Source organism: Mesorhizobium sp. M8A.F.Ca.ET.202.01.1.1, assembly GCF_004791595.1.
Taxonomy (GTDB): Bacteria; Pseudomonadota; Alphaproteobacteria; order Rhizobiales; family Rhizobiaceae; genus Mesorhizobium.
On the sequence record NZ_SRUN01000004.1, the window covers coordinates 101,285 to 119,511 of the forward strand.

General features: G+C 65.6%; 16 protein-coding genes. 2 read left to right on the forward strand and 14 right to left on the reverse strand.

Features of this window, described 5'->3' with window-relative positions; translation table 11 throughout:
* Positions 1–129: 129 nt before the first annotated feature.
* Positions 130–3,939 carry an autotransporter domain-containing protein gene (locus EN845_RS11060; protein ID WP_127870320.1) on the forward strand — a complete coding sequence of 1,270 codons (3,810 nt, stop codon included), beginning with the start codon at positions 130–132 and terminating at the stop codon, positions 3,937–3,939.
* A 95-nt stretch (positions 3,940–4,034) separates the two neighbouring features.
* Here the strand turns inward: EN845_RS11060 and EN845_RS11065 are convergent, their stop codons facing one another.
* The 7 genes from EN845_RS11065 to EN845_RS11095 all read right to left on the reverse strand — a co-directional run bounded on the left by EN845_RS11065 (position 4,035) and on the right by EN845_RS11095 (position 9,982).
* Positions 4,035–4,790, reverse strand: coding sequence for a slipin family protein (locus tag EN845_RS11065; RefSeq protein ID WP_127278988.1), 756 nt, complete (start codon positions 4,788–4,790; stop codon positions 4,035–4,037).
* Positions 4,787–6,172: a nodulation protein NfeD gene (locus tag EN845_RS11070; protein WP_127870319.1), complete on the reverse strand. Its 1,386-nt coding sequence runs from the start codon at positions 6,170–6,172 to the stop codon at positions 4,787–4,789. The genes EN845_RS11065 and EN845_RS11070 overlap by 4 nt, the downstream gene beginning before the upstream one ends.
* 98 nt (positions 6,173–6,270) lie before the next feature.
* Positions 6,271–7,152, reverse strand: a complete 882-nt coding sequence (locus tag EN845_RS11075; RefSeq protein ID WP_127278990.1) for a DMT family transporter — start codon at positions 7,150–7,152, stop codon at positions 6,271–6,273.
* A 143-nt stretch (positions 7,153–7,295) separates the two neighbouring features.
* Complete coding sequence (gene arsK / locus EN845_RS11080; RefSeq protein WP_127870318.1) at positions 7,296–8,528, reverse strand: arsenite efflux MFS transporter ArsK; 1,233 nt, start codon at positions 8,526–8,528, stop codon at positions 7,296–7,298.
* Positions 8,515–8,928: an arsenate reductase (glutaredoxin) gene (gene arsC / locus EN845_RS11085; protein WP_127870317.1), complete on the reverse strand. Its 414-nt coding sequence runs from the start codon at positions 8,926–8,928 to the stop codon at positions 8,515–8,517. Before arsC ends, arsK begins: the two co-directional genes overlap by 14 nt.
* Positions 8,925–9,632, reverse strand: a complete 708-nt coding sequence (locus EN845_RS11090; protein ID WP_127870316.1) for an MIP/aquaporin family protein — start codon at positions 9,630–9,632, stop codon at positions 8,925–8,927. Before EN845_RS11090 ends, arsC begins: the two co-directional genes overlap by 4 nt.
* Positions 9,629–9,982, reverse strand: a complete 354-nt coding sequence (locus EN845_RS11095) for a metalloregulator ArsR/SmtB family transcription factor (RefSeq protein WP_127281126.1) — start codon at positions 9,980–9,982, stop codon at positions 9,629–9,631. Before EN845_RS11095 ends, EN845_RS11090 begins: the two co-directional genes overlap by 4 nt.
* A gap of 42 nt (positions 9,983–10,024) precedes the next feature.
* On the opposite strand from EN845_RS11095, the gene EN845_RS11100 reads away from it, so the two are divergent.
* Complete coding sequence (locus EN845_RS11100; RefSeq protein ID WP_127870315.1) at positions 10,025–10,567, forward strand: DUF6428 family protein; 543 nt, start codon at positions 10,025–10,027, stop codon at positions 10,565–10,567.
* 34 nt (positions 10,568–10,601) lie between these two features.
* On the opposite strand, the gene EN845_RS11105 is transcribed toward EN845_RS11100, so the two are convergent.
* The 7 genes from EN845_RS11105 to EN845_RS11135 form a co-directional block, all read right to left on the reverse strand.
* Positions 10,602–12,098 (reverse strand): sulfatase, encoded by a 1,497-nt coding sequence (locus EN845_RS11105; protein ID WP_127870314.1) that lies wholly within the window; start codon positions 12,096–12,098, stop codon positions 10,602–10,604.
* Between the two features lie 78 nt (positions 12,099–12,176).
* The gene (locus tag EN845_RS11110; protein WP_245511713.1) at positions 12,177–13,151 is read right to left on the reverse strand and encodes an aliphatic sulfonate ABC transporter substrate-binding protein; all 975 of its coding nucleotides are present in this window, start codon (positions 13,149–13,151) and stop codon (positions 12,177–12,179) included.
* Positions 13,152–13,191: 40 nt separating this feature from the next.
* Positions 13,192–13,950 (reverse strand): ABC transporter ATP-binding protein, encoded by a 759-nt coding sequence (locus tag EN845_RS11115; RefSeq protein ID WP_167531341.1) that lies wholly within the window; start codon positions 13,948–13,950, stop codon positions 13,192–13,194.
* Between the two features lie 11 nt (positions 13,951–13,961).
* Entirely contained in the window at positions 13,962–14,765 is an 804-nt protein-coding gene (locus EN845_RS11120; RefSeq protein WP_127870312.1) for an ABC transporter permease, read from the reverse strand.
* On the reverse strand, positions 14,762–15,892 hold the full coding sequence (locus EN845_RS11125) for an ROK family transcriptional regulator (protein ID WP_127279632.1): 1,131 nt from the start codon (positions 15,890–15,892) through the stop codon (positions 14,762–14,764). Before EN845_RS11125 ends, EN845_RS11120 begins: the two co-directional genes overlap by 4 nt.
* Before the next feature lie 178 nt (positions 15,893–16,070).
* The gene (locus EN845_RS11130) at positions 16,071–16,757 is read right to left on the reverse strand and encodes an aspartyl/asparaginyl beta-hydroxylase domain-containing protein (protein WP_127870311.1); all 687 of its coding nucleotides are present in this window, start codon (positions 16,755–16,757) and stop codon (positions 16,071–16,073) included.
* A 165-nt stretch (positions 16,758–16,922) separates the two neighbouring features.
* Positions 16,923–18,218, reverse strand: coding sequence for an HlyD family type I secretion periplasmic adaptor subunit (locus EN845_RS11135; RefSeq protein ID WP_245511714.1), 1,296 nt, complete (start codon positions 18,216–18,218; stop codon positions 16,923–16,925).
* Positions 18,219–18,227: the final 9 nt, after the last annotated feature.

Consider the following 18,227-nt stretch of genomic DNA (forward strand, 5'->3'; position numbering starts at 1 on the left):
CCACAGTGCGCGCAAAAGACGCTGCTTTTCGCTCCAGTCCAATTCCAGTGCCGCCCTGCCCAAGACAAGGCCGGGCTCCAATGACATGTCAGCCTTCAGGGTGAAACGACTGTCATGTCAGGGGGTTAAATGCCGCGGAATGCATTTGGAGGCCGCAAGGCTAACGCGTTGAAATGCCTGGCGCTGGCCTCGACTGCGCTGGTCGGCCTTGGCCAGCCGATCCCTGCATCGGCAGCCGAGGTCTGGACCGGCGCCGCCTCCACGAACTGGTTCGCCGCCGGAAACTGGAACCCCGCCGCTGTCCCGACATCGAGCGACGACGTGATTCTCGATCCGGTGTTTCCGCACCCGGCCGTGGTCGATGCGGCGAGTGCGGCCGCCCACTATCTGTTTGTGGGCACCATTGCGAGTTACTCGGGCTCGCTGACGATTACGAACGGCGGCACCCTCTCCGACACTGCCGGCTATCTCGGCTACGTTTCGAACGCGAGCGGCACCGTGAGCGTCACTGGCCCGGGCTCCGTCTGGAGCAACAGCTCCGACCTTTTCCTTGCCTTGAGCACCGGCAGCACTGGCACCTTGAAGATCTCCAGCGGCGGCGCTGTGAGCGACACCGTGGGTCATGTCGGCTACGGCCTGGGCACCGGCACCGTAACGGTGGACGGCCCGGGCTCGACATGGACCAACAGTGGGGATCTCTACATCGCCGAATTTGGCACCGGCACGCTGGACATCACCAATGGCGGAGCGGTCAGCAATGCCATGGGCACCATCGGTTGGCACGCGGGCTCCAACGGCGCGGTGACGGTCGACGGAGCGGGTTCGATATGGACGAATTCTTCCCACCTGTTCGTCGGCGATCAGGGCACTGGTGCGCTGAACATTTCGAAAGGCGGCAAGGTCAGCAATCTGAGCGGCATTCTGGGCAATTTGGCGGGCTCCATTGGCACGGCAACTGTCGACGGTGCTGGCTCGACCTGGGCGAGCGCGGCGCTCGCGGTCGGGAACGCGGGCTTCGGCGCGCTGACGATCACGAATGGCGGCGTGGTCACCAGTTCGGTGGGATATGCCGGCTATGACGTGGGCTCCAAGGGCCTGGTGACGGTCAATGGTGCTGACTCGACCTGGACCAACACTTCCGACCTCTTCATCGGCTTCCAAGGCCAGGGCTCGCTAACGGTCTCGAATGGCGGCGCGGTCAGCAACGCCTTGGGCTATGTCGGCGACTTCGCGGGCTCGACAGGCACCGTCTTCGTCGATGGTCCCGGCTCGACCTGGACCAACAGCGCGGATCTGTATGTCGGCAATCTCGGCGCCGGCAACGTGACGATCACCAATGGCGGCGCCATCAGCAACGACACCGCCTATGTCGGCAACTCGGCAGGCTCGACCGGCATGGTTTTCGTCGACGGTGCCGGTTCGACCTGGACGAACGCAGACCTGTTCGTCGGAAGTGCCGGCACGGGCACACTGGTGATCTCGCATGGCAGCACGGTCAGCAGCGGTACTGGCGCCATTGGCTCGCAGGCGGGCTCGACCGGCACGGTGATTGTCGACAACGCCGGCTCGACCTGGACCAACAGCGCGGATCTGTTTGTCGGCGATTATGGCACCGGCACGCTGGCGATCTCGCATGGCGCGGTCAGCAACGGCTCTGCGATTATTGGCGCGAAGGTGGGCTCGACGGGCATGGCGTTTGTTGATGGCGTCGGCGCGACCTGGACAAACAGTTCTTCCCTCGTTCTCGGCGGTTATGGCGCCGGCACGCTAGCGATTTCAAACGCCGGCATGGTCACCGACGCTGCTGGTTATCTGGGTTTTGATGTCGGATCGACGGGTTCGGCAATGGTCAGCGGCGCGGGCTCAACCTGGACGAGCAGCAGCCTCCTTATTGTCGGTCAGCGCGGAACCGGTTCATTGATCGTCTCGAACGGCGGCACGGTCGCCAATGCCGATGGCTATTTGGGCTTTAATGGCGGATCCATCGGTACCGCCAACGTCAGCGGCTCCGGCTCGACGTGGACCAATAGCGGTGATCTCAACATTGGAGGTAGTGGCACAGGCTCACTGACGATCGCGAATGGCGGCGTGGTGTCGGCCGGCGGCGTGGTCAACATCGCCCTTCTGGCGGGCTCCGTCGGCACGCTGAATATCGGTGCAGCGAGCGGATCGCCAGCGGCGGCGGCCGGCGCGCTCAATGCGGCGAGCGTTCAGTTCGGACAAGGCGCGGGTGCGATCAACTTCAACCACACCGACACAAGCTACACCTTCGCATCGGCGATCGGCGGCGCGGGCTCGATCGACCAGATTGCCGGCACGACGAACCTGACCGCCAATTCGAGCGGCTTCACCGGTGCAACCAATGTGAACGGCGGACGGCTGGCCGTGAACGGTTCGCTGGCCAGTTCGCTGGTGACGATTACGGGCGGAATGCTAGGTGGCAACGGCACGGTTGGCGGCATCGTCGCACAATCAGGCGGCGTCATCGCACCGGGCAATTCGATCGGCACGCTCAATGTCGCGGGCGACATCGACCAGGCGGCGGGCTCGATCTACCAGGTCGAACTCACCTCGACCGGCCAGTCGGACCTCATCCTGGCGACGGGCACGGCGACGATCGCCGACGGCGCGGTCCTCGATGTCGTCAAGACGGACGCCGCGCCTTATTTGCCGGGCACGCATTACACCGTGCTGCAAGCCGATGCGGGCGTCACCGGCACCTACACGCTCAGCGGGGCCGGCCCCTTCATTGGCCTTATCGCCAATTACGACCCGACGCATGTCTATCTCGATGTGGTGCAGGCGAAGTCCTTCGCCTCGGTCGGCCTGACGCCCAACCAGATCGCAACCGGCGGCGGCGCCGAAAGCCTTGGCAGCGGCAATCCGCTCTTTGATGCCATCTTTGCCTTGCCGAGTGAGGCAGCCGCCCAGGACGCCTTCGACCAGCTCTCGGGCGAAATCCACGCCTCGGCCAAGGGAATGTTGCTGGAAGACAGCCGTTTCATCCGCGACGCCGCCACCAAGCGGATCAGCGCAGCCTTCGGCGATGCCGGCGCAGCCGCATTGCCGGTCATGGCCTATGGCGAGGGCGGGCCCGGGATGGTGGCCGCCGACACCGACCGCTTCGCCGTCTGGGGCCAGGCCTTCGGCTCCTGGGGTCAAACCGGCAGCGACGGCAATGCAGCCAACTTCGATCGCTCGACCGGCGGCCTCCTGGTCGGCGCCGACAGCCCGATCGGCGACTGGCGCGTCGGCATCATCGGCGGCTACAGCCATTCGTCCTTCGACGCCGACGACCGCCATTCCAGCGGCGCCAGCGACAACTATCATCTCGGACTCTACGGCGGCACCAATTGGGGCGCCATAGCCTTCCGCACCGGCGCCGCCTACAGCTGGAACAGCATCTCGACAAAACGCTCGGTGGCCTTCAACGGCTTCGCCGACCAATTGTCGGCTGACTATGACGCCGGCACGGCGCAGGTGTTCGGCGAACTCGCTTACAAGGCTGGTGTCGGCCGCTTCAAGTTCGAGCCCTTCGCCAATCTCGCTTATGTCAGTGTGCATGCTGACGGCTTCACCGAGCAAGGTGGCGCCGCCGCGCTGACCAGCGCCAGCTCAACCACCAATGCCACCTTCACCACGCTCGGGCTGCGCGCCTCGACCGACGTCGCGCTCGGCGGCATCAGCGCGACCGCGCGCGGCACGCTCGGATGGCGCCACGCCTTTGGCGACGTCACGCCGACCTCGACCTTCGCCTTCGCCGGCGGCGATGCTTTTGCCATCGCCGGCGTGCCTGTCGCCAGCGACAGCGCGGTGATCGAGGCCGGCTTCAACTTGCAAATGTCGACCAATGCCACGCTCGGCCTGTCCTATGTCGGCCAGTTCGGTGGCCACAACACCGACAACGGCGCCAAGGCAGATCTCAGCGTCAGGTTCTGACAACGAGAAGGTCAGACAATTTGGCGGCAGCAAGGGCGAAGACGGGGAATCTCCCGCACGAGACCGAGATTGGCAGTTCCGATGCTGGCTCTCCTCTATTTCCCCTGCTTCAGGAACTGGCTGAGCAAATCCACCGGCAGCGGGAACACGACGGTGGACGAGCGCTCGCCGGCGATATCGTGCAAGGCCTCGAAATAGCGCAGCTGCATGGCCTGCGGCTCGGCCGCCAGCATGCGGCCCGCCTCGACCAGTTTCGCCGCCGCCTGCTGCTCGCCTTCGGCATTGATCACCTTGGCGCGCCGCAGCCGCTCGGCCTCGGCCTGCTTGGCGATGGCGCGGACCATGTTCTCGTTGAGGTCGACATGCTTGATCTCGACATTGGACACCTTGATGCCCCACGCATCGGTGCGCTGGTCGAGGATCTCCTGGATGTCGCTGTTGAGCCTGTCGCGCTCGGCCAGCATCTCGTCGAGCTCGTGCTTGCCGAGCACCGATCGCAGCGTGGTCTGCGCCAGCTGGTTGGTGGCGGCCATGTAGTCCTCGACCTGAATGACTGCCCGCTCGGCGTCGACGATGCGGAAATAAAGCACGGCGTTGACCTTTACCGAGACATTGTCGCGCGAAATCACGTCCTGCGGCGGCACGTCCTGCACCACCACGCGCAGGTCGACCTTCACCATCTGCTGGACGAAGGGAACGAGGATGATGAGGCCCGGCCCCTTGACCCCGGTGAAGCGGCCGAGCGTGAAGACCACGCCGCGCTGATATTCCCGCAGGATGCGGATCGCCGCGGACAGGAAGATAACCACAAGAACCGCAAGCAGCAGGTAGGCCACATAGCCGATGTTCATTGCCTTGCTCCATTCCTTCCCGCGTCGCGCCGCCGCACGGTCAGCACGAGGTCGCTGATGTCGGTCACCTCGACGCTGTCGCCGGCCGCGACGGGTTCATCGGCCTTCGCCCGCCAGCGCTCGCCCAAGGCCAGCACATGGCCCTCGCCGCCCTGCCAGTCGAGGATCTCGGCCGGCTGGCCTCGCATCGCTTCGCCGCCGACGCGCGGCGGGTTTCGGCGCGCCGCCCAGAGATAGGTGCCGCTCAGCAGCGCCAATCCAAGGGTCAGCGCGGCGGCGGGACCGATGATCGCCCATGACAAGGCAAAGCCCGGCCCCTCGACCCGCAGCAGCATGGCGGCACCGAACAGAAAGGCGGCCACGCCGCCGAGCCCGAGCACGACGGTGGGATTGAAGGCCTCGATGATGAGGAAAACGACGCCGAGCAGCATCAGGGCAAGGCCGGTATAGTTGATCGGCAGGAGATCGAGCGCATAGAGGCCGAGCACGAGGCAGATGGTGCCGATGACGCCGGGCGCCACGGCCCCCGGGCTGGTGAACTCGAAGACGATGCCGTAGACGCCGACCAACATCAGGATGACGGCGGTGTTCGGATCGGTGATGACGGAAAGCAGCTGGATGAACCAGCCCGGCTTCAGCGTCTCGACCGGCAGCCCCTTCGTCGCCAGCACCACTTTCTTGCCGGCCACATCGACGGTGCGCCCATCGGCCAGCAGCAAGAGCTCGGTGGTGTCGCGGGCGACGAAATCGATCACATGTTCCTGCAATGCCGCATTGGCCGACAGGCTCGCCGCCTCGCGCACGGCCTTCTCGCCCCAGTCGCCGTTGCGGCCGCGCAGTTCCGCCAGCGAGCGGATCAGGGCGACCGCGTCATTGGTCACCTTGGCCATCATCGCGTCGCCCGCCGGCCGGCCGTTGGCGTCCTTCTGGTCGCCCTCGCCCTTCTGGTCGCTCTTGTCGCCGCCCGGAAGAGACGGCAGCCCGCCAATCTCCACCGGCGTCGCCGCGCCCAGATTGGTGCCGGGCGCCATGGCAGCGACATGGGTGGCGTAGAGGATATAGGTGCCGGCGCTCGCCGCATGGCCGCCGGCCGGCGCGACATAGCCGATGACAGGCACCGGCGACGCCAGGATATCGGCGATCATCTCGCGCATCGAGGTGACCAGCCCGCCCGGCGTGTCGAGCTGCAGGATGAGGACTGCGGCATCCCGCCTGGCCGCGGCATCGAGCGCTTCCTTGAGCTGCCTGCTGCTTGCCGGCCCGATGGCGCCGTCAATGGCGACGCTTAGGGCCACCCTTTCGCTCCCGGCTGAGGAGAAGGGACAAAGAACAGCCGCGACGACGAAGGCCGCGGCAAGAAGGGCCACCCGCGCGAAGGTCACGCTCAAAGCTCCATGGACTCAATATGGGTTGTATTTTTGCGAAGTCCATGAAGGAGCCGACGTCGCAGATCGGCGACGGCCGAAGAGACGGCCTTCCCTTACTCCGGTGAAGGCACCGGCGGCTTCGAGGTCAGCGCCGTGCCGGCGGCGGCCACGATCACGGCGGCGATGCCGGCAAGTTGCGGCATGGTCAGGCTTTCCCGCAGGAACAGAAACCCGGCGAGCGCGCCGAGCCCCGGCTCCAGGCAGGTCAGCGTGCCGTAGATGCGGGCCGGCATGCGGGTCAGCGCCACCATCTCGAGGAAGAACGGCAGCGCGCTGGAGAACAGGCCGACGAGCAGCGCGCTGACCAGGATCGACGGCGCGAGCAGGCCGCTTCCCGCCTCGGCTATGCCGAAGGGCAGCACCAGCACGGCGGCGATGGCCATGCCATAGGCGGTGGTGCGGGTGCCGAGCTCCGCGCCCGCCTTCTGCGCCAGCACGATATACAGCGCCCAGAAACCGCCGGCGGCCAGCGCCAGCATCACGCCCACTGGGTCAAGCGGCTGCAGCGAGTGGATGAAGGGCGACAAAAGCACGATGCCGGCGACCGCCAGCGCGATCCAGCCAAAGTCGCTGGCACGCCGCGAGGTCAGCGTCGCCACCAGCAGCGGACCGGAAAACTCCAGCGCCACCGCGACGCCGAGCGGGATCCTGGCGAGCGCTGCGTAGAACAGAAGGTTGAGTGCGCAGAGCGTCACGCCATAGGCGACGAGCCACGGCAGCGTGGCGCGCGAGGGCCGCATCTGCCAGGGCCGCAGCACCGCGATCAGCATCAGGGCGCCGATGACGAGCCTGAGCGTCGTCGTGCCTTGCGCGCCGATCGCCGGGAAAAGCGTCTTGGCGAAGGTGGCGCCGATCTGGATCGACACCATGGCACCCATCAGCGCCGCGACCGGCAAGGGTGCTGCCTCGCGGCTGGCAACCGGCATTGATGTCACTTTGGTTCATCCTCCATGCCGGCAGGCGCGAAGGCCGGCCGCATGGGAGATAGAGCGAACCGGCCCGCCTGTCGTGAGGCAGCGCGGATGCCTCGATGGGCGCACGGCCAGATGGCATGAACCGGCGGGCAACGCGTCGGACGTCACACCCGGTCGCCGCGCGCGTTCGGCAATCTGCTGATCGCCGCCAGTACAATCAGCGCGGCACCGCCCAGAAGCGCCATCGCCCCGAGCGACCAGGCGATGCCGATATGCACGATGGCGACCGACAAGGCAAAAGGCGCGACAGCCGAGACGATCAGCCGGGCCGACATCACCCTGCCCTGCAGGCGGCCGTAGCCATCGCTGCCGAACAATGTGAGCGGCAGCGAGCCGGTGACGATGCTGAAAAGCCCGTTGCCCATGCCGAAGATGACGGCGAACGCCACCGCGCCGGCGATGGAAGGCGCGGTGCTATCCAGCACGACCACACCGATTGTCATCAGGCTGGCCGAGATGATGGCGAGCATCAAGGGCGACAGCTTGCCGCCGAAGACCATGTTGATGAAACGGCTCAAGACTTGTGACGGCCCGAACAGCGTTCCGACGATGGCGGCGGTCGCCCCGAGGCCAAGCCCGGAAAGCAGCGGCACCATGTGCACCAGCACGGCGGCGGCGATCAGGTTCTGCAGCGAGAAGGCAATGACCATCAGCGCAAGGCCGAGCGGCCGCGCCGGGGCGGGAAGCGATCCCTTGATATGCCGTGGCGGCGCGCTTGCCGACCGCCTGCCCTTGGCCAGCCCATGCGAGAGCCAGGCGTGCAGCGGCAGGCAGACAAGCAGGTTCAGCCCCGCGAAGACAAGATAGACGCTCTGCCACGGCATATGCGCGTGCAGGGCCGACGTGATCGGCCAGAACACGGTCGATGCGAAGCTGGCAATGAGGGTGAGGTAGGTAATGCTGCGTTGCGCGGCATGCGGCCTGATCTGCACCAGCAGCGCGAAGGCGGCGCCGTACTGCACCAGGTTCGATGCCACTTCGAGGACGATCAGCGCCGCCACGAAGGCCACGGCGGTGGGAGCACTGGCGCAGCCGGCGAGTGCCGCCGCGGCCAGCACCGAGCCGGCGGTCATGATTTTTCCGGCGCCGAAGCGGTCGATCCAGCGCCCCAGCCAGGGCGCGGTCAGGCCACCGATCAGCAAGGCGGCCGAAAGCGCGCCGAAAATCCATTCGGTTGGCCATCCCAAATCCCTGGCCATGTCGGCGGCGAGGATGCTGAAGCTGTAATAGAGCGTGCCGTAGCCGATGATCTGGGTGACCCCAAGGGCGGCAATCGCGGCTATCGGCGCGCGTTCCGAGGCATCGAGCTCGGAAAGGCCCCGATTACTTGATGCCACGGTCACCGGTCACCACCCGGCCATCTTCCTTGGTGAAGTGGGTCACCGGATGGTCAAGCAGGTCGAGCACAAGCTCGGACGGCCGGCACAGCCGCGTCCCCTTTGGCGTCTCGACGATCGGCCGGTTGATCAGGATCGGATGCCTCAGCATGGCATCGAGCAGCTGCTCGTCGCTCCATTTGGGATCAGCCAGGCCAAGCTCGGCATAGGGAGTGCCCTTTTCGCGCAGCAAGGCGCGCAGCGGAATTCCCATGGCGGCGATAAGCTGGCGCAGGCGGTCCCGGCTGGGCGGATGTTCCAGATATTCGATGACCACCGGCTCCTCGCCGCTCGCCCTGATCATGGCAAGCGTGTTGCGCGAGGTGCCGCAGTCGGGATTGTGGTAGACGGTGACGGTCATGGCGCGGCCTCGACGGCAAGAGGTTGGATTTCGGATTGCGGCTGCAGCAGCCACGTCATCAACGCCAGCGCGAAGCCGGCGCCGGCGAACTCGGCGGCGATGAAGCCGGGAAGACTTGCCGGGCTGATTCCCGAATACGTCTCCGTGAGCGCCCTCGCCACCGCGACCGCGGGATTGGCAAAGGACGTCGATGCGGTGAACCAGTAAGCAGCCGTGATATAGAGGCCGACCAGCCAGGGCACGGCCGCGCGTTCGAAGCGCAAGCCGGCCAGGATGACGGCGAGCAGGCCGAAGGTCGCGACGCCCTCCGAAAGCCATTGCGCGGCGCCGGTGCGGCCATGCGTCGACAGCGCCAGCGGCGCCAGGCCGAACATCAGATGCGCGATCACCGTGCCGACAATGCCGCCGGTAAGCTGGGCCAGCATATACCAGGCGCAGTCGCCGGCCGACAGCCGGCGCGAAAACGTCAGGACGAGCGACACGGCCGGATTGAAATGGGCACCGGATATTGGGCCGAGGATTGTGATCAGCACGACGAGGCTCGCACCGGTTGGCAGCGTGTTGCAGAGAAGCGCCAGTGCGCCGTCGGCCGTCAGCGACCGCGCCATGATCCCTGAACCGACAACCGTAGCCACCAGCAGCGCCGTGCCAAGGCTTTCCGCGACCAGACGGCGCGGCAGGTCGAACTGGCGCTCGACTCTCATTGGGCCGCCTCTTGCGCATCGGCCGCACAGCAGCCCGGCGCCAGCGCCGGCGCGCAGATTTCCGGCCTTCCGGAGCAGCAATCCTCCATCAGGAAGCGGATCAGCCCGCTCAGCGCTTCATACTCGGCGCTATAGACCATGGAGCGGGAATCGCGGCGCACGCTTACCAGCCCTGCCCGTTCGAGCTCCTTCAGGTGGAAGCTCACATTCGAGGCCGAGACCTCGACCTTCTCGGCGATGGCGCCTGCGGCAATACCATCCGGACCCGCGATCACCAGATGCCGCAGAATGCGCAGTCGTGTTTCTTGCGAAAGGGCCGCGAATGCGGACAGGGCTTGACGTTCATCCATATTTCAACAATCCTAGAAATGTTGAAACGAGGATTACCGCACATGCTCGCCTCTGACAATCGGGAATTTGAATCCACCCCCGCCATCGCCGGTGATCCCGAGGACATCACCATCGCTGGCCTGCTGGCGTTTCTCGCCGGCCACAAGGACAGGCAGCTGGTGTTTTTCCATGATGGCCGGCCGGTGAAGCCCGGCTACCACGTCACCGAGGTAAAGGCCGGCACATTCGCCGCGCTGGACTGCGGCGCCAATCCCGAATCCTGGACCGAGATCTTCGTCCAGCTGTGGGACGTCAACGAGGACCGCACGCATATGCCGGCCGGAAAATTCTCGGCGATCATCCGCAAGGTGACGGAGCATGTCGATCTCGACCCTTCCGCCCGGCTGACCTTCGAGGTCAGCGACGGCGTGCGCCCGATCGCCCTGTATCGGGCCGCCCTTCCCCGGCTCGTCGGCGGCGCGGTGCATGTCGACCTTTCGCCCCGACCGGCAAGCTGCAAGCCGCGCGACCGTTGGCTCGAGGAAGAGAGAAAAGCCAAGGCCTGTTGCGGGCCTTCCGCTTCGGCGCAGCCTTGCTGCCGATAAGTCGCCCACAACCAAGCGAGGAAGGCTTCGTCCCTCAGTTCAGGGACTGGCGGCGTGGCGGCGGTGCCGGGTGTCGCTGCTCCAGTTCGGACGCGGCCGCCGCGCGGCCGGTCCGGCGCAGCCTTTCGAGGTAGCCCGGCAACTCGCCAAGGCAATGGAATGGCCCGCCCTCCCTGATCACCGTCACCAGCGGATCGACATCGCTGTCGCTTCTCCTGGCCATCGTGGTGCGCCAGTCCTCGAGCAGTCGGCTGGCGTGATCGACCACGTCGCCCCCGCTGTTGGAAAGGTCATGCTGCTCGTGCGGATCCTCGCTGAGGTTGAACAGGCTGACGGGCCCAAAGTCCTTGTAGCCGTCATGGTAGGTGCGCAGCATCAGCCAGTCGGCGCCGTCGAGCCGGAACCGCACGCCGCGCTGCACGGCCCATGCGCCCTGGCTCAGCACCAGGAAATCGCGCCCACCCTCCTCGCCGGCGGCAAGCGCGGTCGCGAAGGATTGCCCGTCCCACAGCACTGGCACGCTGCCGCCAAGCCGGTCGATCAGCGTCGCGGCCCAGTCGAAATGATAGTGCAGGCCGGCATTGACGCCGCGCATGTCCTTGGCGCCAGGCCAGCGGATGACCAGAGGCACGTTGCAGGTGAACTCGTCGGCCGTCTGGTGGTCGCCCCAGACATTGAGCTCGCCGAGATTCTCGCCATGGTCGGCGCCGATGACGATGATCGTGTCGTCGAACAGGTTCTGCCGCTTCAGCTCCTCGACGATGAGACCAACATGGTGATCGGCATAGAGCACGCCGGTGTCATAGCCGTCGAACCAGGCCTTGACCTTGCCCATGTCGTCGATCGGCGACGGCATGCGCCGATATTTCGATCCGCCCGGCTCGACGTCGAAGCCCGAGGGCTCCTGAGGGCTGTGCGGGCCATAGCCGGCATGGCTTTTCTCGAACACCTCCTTCGTCATCCACTCCGGCAAAGGCTGATCGGCGAACGGATCGCCGAAGGAGTCCGGCGCACGATAGGGCGTGTGCGGATCCCAGACATTGACATGCAGGAACCATTTTTTTGCCGAGCCATTGCGCTTCAGCCAGTCGAGCGCCAGGCCCGACACCTCGTCGGCATTCTCCATGCCGGCCTTGCCCGGATTGATGATCTCGTTGAAGCCGGCATACCAGTGCCAGCAGCCATGCCGCTCGCCAAAACTGCTGATCGTCGTCGTGTGGTAGCCGAGATCGCGCAGCGCCCGCATCCAGCCCTCCTCGTAGAAGGTGCCGGCCCAGGCCCGCCCGGCGCCCTCGCGGAACGGCTCGCAGGCGGTGCCGCCATGGCCGACCACGCCGGTGCGCATGCCGTGGCGGCCGCTCCACAGCGCCGTGCGCGACGGATGACAGGGCACGTCGGAGACATAGACGTTCTCGAAGCGGATGCCGTCGCGGGCGAGGCTGTCGATGACTGGAGAGGTGTTGCGATGATAGCCGTAGCAACCGAGATGGTCGCGCCTCAGGCTGTCGATGTCGATGTAGAGAACGTTCATGAAGGACTCGCCGCTTCTATGGATGTCAAAGGCAGGCCCCGGCTGGTTACCGGGGCCCGCGGTGTTCAAGAGCCGGCATCAGGCCGAAATATATTGATCGCCGAGATAGTAGTCCTTCGGGTCGAGCGAGGTCTCGAGCTTGCCGAAGGTCTTGAACAGGTCATTCATCGTCGCGAACCAGCCGTTCACGCTGCCGTCCTTGGTGAGCTTGATGAGCTCGGCCGAGGTCATGAAACGCCCGTAGCCGGCCTCGGTCGTCAATCGGTCGGCCGGAATGCCCAACAGTTTCGAGGTGATCTCGACCGCCTTGTCCTGGTTGGCGGCGCGGAAATCCTGCGCGTCCTTGATGGCACGGACCACATTCTTGACGAGATCGGGATTGCCCTCGACCAGATCGTTGCGGGCGATGAAGACGCTCGGGAACGTGGTCTGCGGGTAGAAATCGTCGTTCTTGGCCAGTTCCACCAGGTCGGGAACCCGGGTCTTGATGATGCCGACGAACGGGTACCAGATGCCGGCCGCGTCGACCTGCTTGGAGGCGAAGGCCGCCACGATGGTGCTCGGGTCCATCTGCACGATGTCGAGGTCGGTCATCGCCATGTTGGCCTTGCGCAGCGCCAGCCGCAGCAGCATGTCGCCTGACGTGCCGGCCGCGATCGCCACCTTCCTGCCCTTGAGCTCGGCGATCGACTTGATGCCGGCCTGGGCGATCACCCGGTCGGAAAAGCCGACATCGTTGACGGCGATGATCTTGGCCTTGCCGGTCGCCGGCAGCCACAGCGCGCCCGGTCCGAGATAGCCGAACTCGAGGCTGTTGGCGCCCAGAGCCTGCACCTGGATCGGCCCGTTGGTGAAGACCTTGATATCGGCGTCGACGCCGTGCTTGGCATAGAAACCTTGATCGGCGGCCACGCCGGAGATGCTCGCGCCCCAGAAGTCGCCATTGTAGCCGATGCGCGCCGGCGTCCCCGCTGCCCTGGCCTGGATGCCAGAGGCGGCGAACGCGGCCAGCGCCGCCGAGGACGCCATGAAATTCCGTCTTGTCAGTGTCACGCTACTCTCCTCCTGTTACTGGTGCTAAACGGCTTCGCCGTTACTGGTGGTACACCGCTTGCCAGACGCGGTTGCGGATGGTCATGAACTCGGCCGAAAGCCGGATTTCCTCGGTCCTGGGATAAGGCAGCGGGACATCGATGATTTCCTTCAGCCTGCCCGGCCGCGCCGCCATGACGATGACTCGGTTGGCGAGGTAGACGGCCTCGTCGACATCATGGGTGATGAACATCACCGTGCGCCGCTCCCGGCTCCAGGTGTCGAGCAACTGGTCCTGCAACTGCACGCGGGTCAGTGCGTCGAGCGCGCCGAACGGCTCGTCCATCAACAGGATGGAAGGGTCGACCGCATAGGCGCGCGCGATGGCGCAACGCTGCTTCATGCCCCCCGACAGCGTCTTGGGCAGCGCGTCGGCGAAATCGCGCAACCCCACGAGGTCGATGAAACGCTCGGCGATCTGCCTGCGGCGCGCAGCCTCCTCGCCCTTGATGCGCAGCCCGAACTCGACGTTCTGGCGAACGGTCAGCCAGGGAAAGAGCGCGTATTGCTGGAAGATCATGCCGCGCTCCGGCCCCGGCCCTTCGACAGCCTTGCCGTCGACCAGCACGCTGCCCTCGCTCGGCCGCAACAGGCCGGCGGCGATGTTGAGCGCAGTCGACTTGCCGCAGCCGGAGGGGCCGACGACGGTGACGAACTCGCCGTCGGCGATGTCGAGCGACAGCCGGTCGAGCGCGATGAAGCTGTTGTCGCTCAGGTCGAAACGGCGGGTGACCTTGTCGAACACGATCTTTGGGACGATCCTGGAAGCCATCACACGCGCTCCTGCCAGACGGTGAGCCGGCGCTCGATCACCAGGAGGATGCGATCCATGGCAAGGCCGAGCAGGCCGATGGTGATCAGGCTGACGAAGATGGTCGGCAGGTCGTAATAAAGCTGCGCCTGCTGCATACGGAAGCCGAGCCCGGACTGCGCGGCGATCAGTTCGGCGGCGACCAGCGTCGCCCAGGCCGATCCAAGCCCGATGCGTACCCCGACCAGGATGAACGGCGTCGACGCCGGGATGATGACGCGCAGGAAGATCGTCATGTCTTTCGCGCCAAGCACCCGCGCGGCGTTGATCATCGTCTTGTCGACGCTGATGACGCCCTGATAGGTGGCGACGACGCTGGCCAGGAACGATGCCAGGAAGATGACGAAGATTTTTGGCGTCTCGTCGATGCCCATGGTGACGATCGCCAGCGGAATGATGGCGAGCGGCGGGATCATGCGGAAGAACTGCAGATAGGGCTCGATCAGCGAACGGGCGACCTTGTACCAGCCCATGACGAAGCCGACCGGGATCGCGAGGATGACGCCGAGCAGGAAGCCGGTCAGCACCCGCGCCAGGCTGGAGGCGATATCGGTGGCAAGCTGCCCGCTGGCGATGACATCGCCGAACCGCGCCGCCACCTGCGGCGGCGGCGGCAGGCCGACCGCGCCGCCCGCCGTAAGCGCCCACCAAATGGCGACACCGGCGACGAGCCCGACGAGATTGAGCGCGAGGGCGGGATAGTCGATGCCTTGCCCTTCCGGCGGCGTACCGCCTGGGCGTGTCGTCTTGGCTGTCTCGCTCATCGCGAAACCCCCGAATAAAAGAAGTGGTCGAGCGCCGCGGCCGACGCGCCGATGGCGCCAGCGCCGGGGCCGAGGCTTGACCGCTCGATGCGCAGCACATCGCGCATCGGCGGCAGCACGCGGGGCGGAACGCCCTCGCGGATATGGTCGATGAAGCTTTCCGGCGCTTCGGCGAGATGGCCGCCAAAAACGATCAGGTCCGGATTGAGCAGGTTGGTCGCGGTCGCGATCGCTGTCGTCAGGTGCCTGAGTGCCGCGTTCCAGGGCTCGGGATATTTCTCCAACTCGGCCAGCAGCCGCTTGGGATGCGGCGCCTCGATATGCGCGTCGCGGGCCAGCGCCCGTTCGGACAGGAACGTCTCCAGGCAGCCTCTGTTGCCGCAGGCGCAGCGCTCGCCATTCTCTACCACCTGGACATGGCCGAGTTCGACGGCCCCATAGCCGCCGGGGCGGAATGGCATGCCGTTGATCACCAGCCCGGCGCCGAGGCCGGTGCGCAGATAGATGTAAAGCAGCGCGGTGGCGTCGCGGCCGATGCCGTAGCGCGACTCCGCCAGCGCCATGGCGCTGACATTGTGCTCGACCACGGCGGGTATGCCGAGGGCCGTCTCGAGTTCGTCGGCGAAGGGCACGTCCTTCCAGTCGTAATTGACCGACTGCAAATTGCGCCGCCGCTTGGTGTCCACCGGGCCAGGCACGCCGAGCCCGAGGCCGATCAGCCGGGACCGCTCGACGCCTGTCTTGCGGATCAGTTGCTCGACGGTCCGCACCACCATGCCGATCACCGCGGCCGGTTCGCTGGTGGCGGTGTCGAAATACTGCGAGGCCATGGCTTTCGAGGAAGCCTTGAGGTCGGTGATCGTGGCATGGATGGTGCCGGCGCCGATGTGCACACCAACCACCGACAGGGCATCCGGCACCAGCGCGACGCCGATGGCCGGCCGGCCGACGGGTGCGTCGCCGGCGGCGGCCTGGTTGAGCTCGACGACCGTCCCTTCCCTGAGCAGATGCGCCGTCAGATGGGTCAGCGCGGTCGGCGAGAGCGCGGTCCGCCGCGCCAGTTCGGCACGCGACTGCGGACCGTCGTCGCGCAGGATGCGCAGGATTGCTCCGTGATGGACGCCCATCTTCTCCTCCCTATTATTTTCTAATGTTAATAAATTAATTAAGGCTGTCAAGGACACGGCCACCACCGGGCGAATGACCGCGCCGCGTCGGCTGGTCATCGCCACGTGACCAAGCAATTCAGAAGAGTGAGGACCTAGCGCTTTCCCTTGGAAATTGCTTAAAAACAAAGGGACAGGGTCAGCCGGAGAAGGACACGCCCCTGTGGCGCATCCCTGCCTGCACGCCGCGCACGATGAGCCGGGACAGGATTTCCATGTCCAGCGGCATTCCCGGACGCCAGACGTCGAGCAACAGCGCAATGCGCGCCTCGTCGGCGTTGTTCATCACTTCGTGCGGGAAGGTGTCGTCCCACAGCATGCCTTCGCCATCCGTGATCCGCTTCTCCTGATGATTGATCATCATGATGGTCGCGGGGCGGCCATCGGTCTGCCGCGGAATGACCAGGCCGAGATGAAAGCGCATGATGCCGCGAAACGGTCCGCGATGGCTGGGAATGTGCTTGCGCGGCGCCAGGAACGAGATGGCCGCCGATTTGACTTCGGGACAATCGGCGAGCAACTGGCTCAGAACCGGCATCCGCGCCAGGTTTTCGGGAACCCCGATGTCGTAGGCCTTGAGCACGAACATGCGCCAGTCGAGGCCGTCATTGGCCGAGATCTCGGCCTGCTCCGGCATGATGTCGTGGAAGCGCGGCGCCCCGCCCAGCCGCACCGCGAGCGCTTCGTCGCGTATGCCGCGCCAGGCGGCGATGAATTTCGCCGCGTTCGGAAAATCGGTGGCGGCATCGAGGATAGCCGGCGCGTCTATGCGCCTTTCATAGACACGCCGGACCCCATTGGATGCAAGATCGTAGACGCGGGACATCGCATAGCCTCGATGACACCATAAACGGACAGCCGATGGTTCGGGTTGCACATTTTGGTCATCGCGTCGTGAACTACCCGGACAGCCATGGGCCAGGTCCTGTGCCGGCCACCCGGCAATCCGAGGCAATTCGTCAACCGGATCGAACGATCCCAGATGTCCCGCTCATTCCCTGAAGGCGCGGTTGAGCTGATCCTGCAGCGGTTTGACGAGGTAGGAGATCACGGTTCGGTCGGCGGTCTTGATGAAGGATTCGACCGGCATGCCCGGAACCAGCTTGACCTCGCCGAGGCGCGCGATCTCCGAGTTCGTCGTCGCGATGCGGACAGTGTAGTAGCTGATGCCGGTGCGCTGGTCGGTCGTCGTGTCCGGCGAGGTTCGTTCGACCGTCCCGTTGATCTGCGGCGTGGTGCGCTGGTTGAAGGCCGAGAAGCGCAGCGCCGCCGGCTGGCCGACCCAGAGCTGGTCGATGTCGCTCGGCGCGATCTTGGCCTCGACCGTCAGGCTGTCGCTGTCGGGCACGATCTGCATGATCGTCTGGCCAGGGGTGATAACGCCGCCGATGGTGTGGGCGATGGATTGCTGCACGATGCCGTCCTGCGGCGCGCGGATGTCGATGCGCCTGAGCTGGTCCTCGGCGGCGATCTTGCGCTCCGTCAGTTCGCCGACCTTGCCGTCGATCTCGCGCAAATCCTTGTTGACGTCGGTGCTGAGTTCGAGGTCGATCTGGAGGATCTGCAAATTGATCTCGGCGATCTTGCCCTGGGCCTGCGCCAGGGCCGCCGTCAACTGGCCGCGCTCGCCATCGAGCCGCGCCGACTCGCGCTCCATGGCGGTCAGGCGGTCGATCGAGATCAGCCGCTTCTTCCACAGCGCGCGTATGCTGGCCAGTTCCTCCTCGACAAGCGCGATTTCTTGCGACTTGGCTTCCGCCTGGGCCGTGTCCCCGCCAATCTCTTTCTGCAGCTGCAGGATGCGCTCCTGCAACTGGCCCTTCCGGCCGGAACGATCCGCACGCCTTGTCTCGAAGACCTGTTCCTCGCCGGCGATGATCTCCGCGATCGCCGCATCACCGCGACGATCGAGAATATCTCTGGGGAAGGCGATGGCATCGGCACCCCGGCGCTCCGCTTCGAGGCGCGCCTCGCGTGCCGACAACTGATCGAGGGCCTTGGTGACGACGGCGAGGTTGGCCGCCGGCACGGTGGGATCGAGGCGCACGAGCAGCGCCCCGCGCTTGACACGGTCGCCGTCACGCGCCGCGATCTCGCCGACGATGCCGCCGGTCGAATGCTGTACGTCCTTGACGTGGGAATCCACGACGAGGACCCCCGACGCGATGACCGCTCCCGAAATGCGGGTCAGCGAGGCCCAGCCGCCGACGCCGCCGACCAGCACCGCGACCGCGACGAGGCCCCAGCCCATGTAGCGTTGAATCGATTGATGGGAGGAACTCGGCATCATCCCTCC

Bases quoted from the DNA above. Each gene is read 5' to 3' on its own strand.
- EN845_RS11095 (WP_127281126.1), bottom strand. From the start codon at position 9,982: ATGGATGAACGTCAAGCCCTGTCCGCATTCGCGGCCCTTTCGCAAGAA.
- EN845_RS11065 (WP_127278988.1), bottom strand. From the start codon at position 4,790: ATGAACATCGGCTATGTGGCCTACCTGCTGCTTGCGGTTCTTGTGGTT.
- EN845_RS11100 (WP_127870315.1), top strand. From the start codon at position 10,025: ATGCTCGCCTCTGACAATCGGGAATTTGAATCCACCCCCGCCATCGCC.
- arsC (WP_127870317.1), bottom strand. From the start codon at position 8,928: ATGACCGTCACCGTCTACCACAATCCCGACTGCGGCACCTCGCGCAAC.
- EN845_RS11125 (WP_127279632.1), bottom strand. From the start codon at position 15,892: ATGGGCGTCCATCACGGAGCAATCCTGCGCATCCTGCGCGACGACGGT.
- EN845_RS11090 (WP_127870316.1), bottom strand. From the start codon at position 9,632: ATGAGAGTCGAGCGCCAGTTCGACCTGCCGCGCCGTCTGGTCGCGGAA.
- EN845_RS11120 (WP_127870312.1), bottom strand. From the start codon at position 14,765: ATGAGCGAGACAGCCAAGACGACACGCCCAGGCGGTACGCCGCCGGAA.
- EN845_RS11060 (WP_127870320.1), top strand. From the start codon at position 130: ATGCCGCGGAATGCATTTGGAGGCCGCAAGGCTAACGCGTTGAAATGC.
- EN845_RS11130 (WP_127870311.1), bottom strand. From the start codon at position 16,757: ATGTCCCGCGTCTACGATCTTGCATCCAATGGGGTCCGGCGTGTCTAT.
- EN845_RS11105 (WP_127870314.1), bottom strand. From the start codon at position 12,098: ATGAACGTTCTCTACATCGACATCGACAGCCTGAGGCGCGACCATCTC.
- EN845_RS11135 (WP_245511714.1), bottom strand. From the start codon at position 18,218: ATGCCGAGTTCCTCCCATCAATCGATTCAACGCTACATGGGCTGGGGC.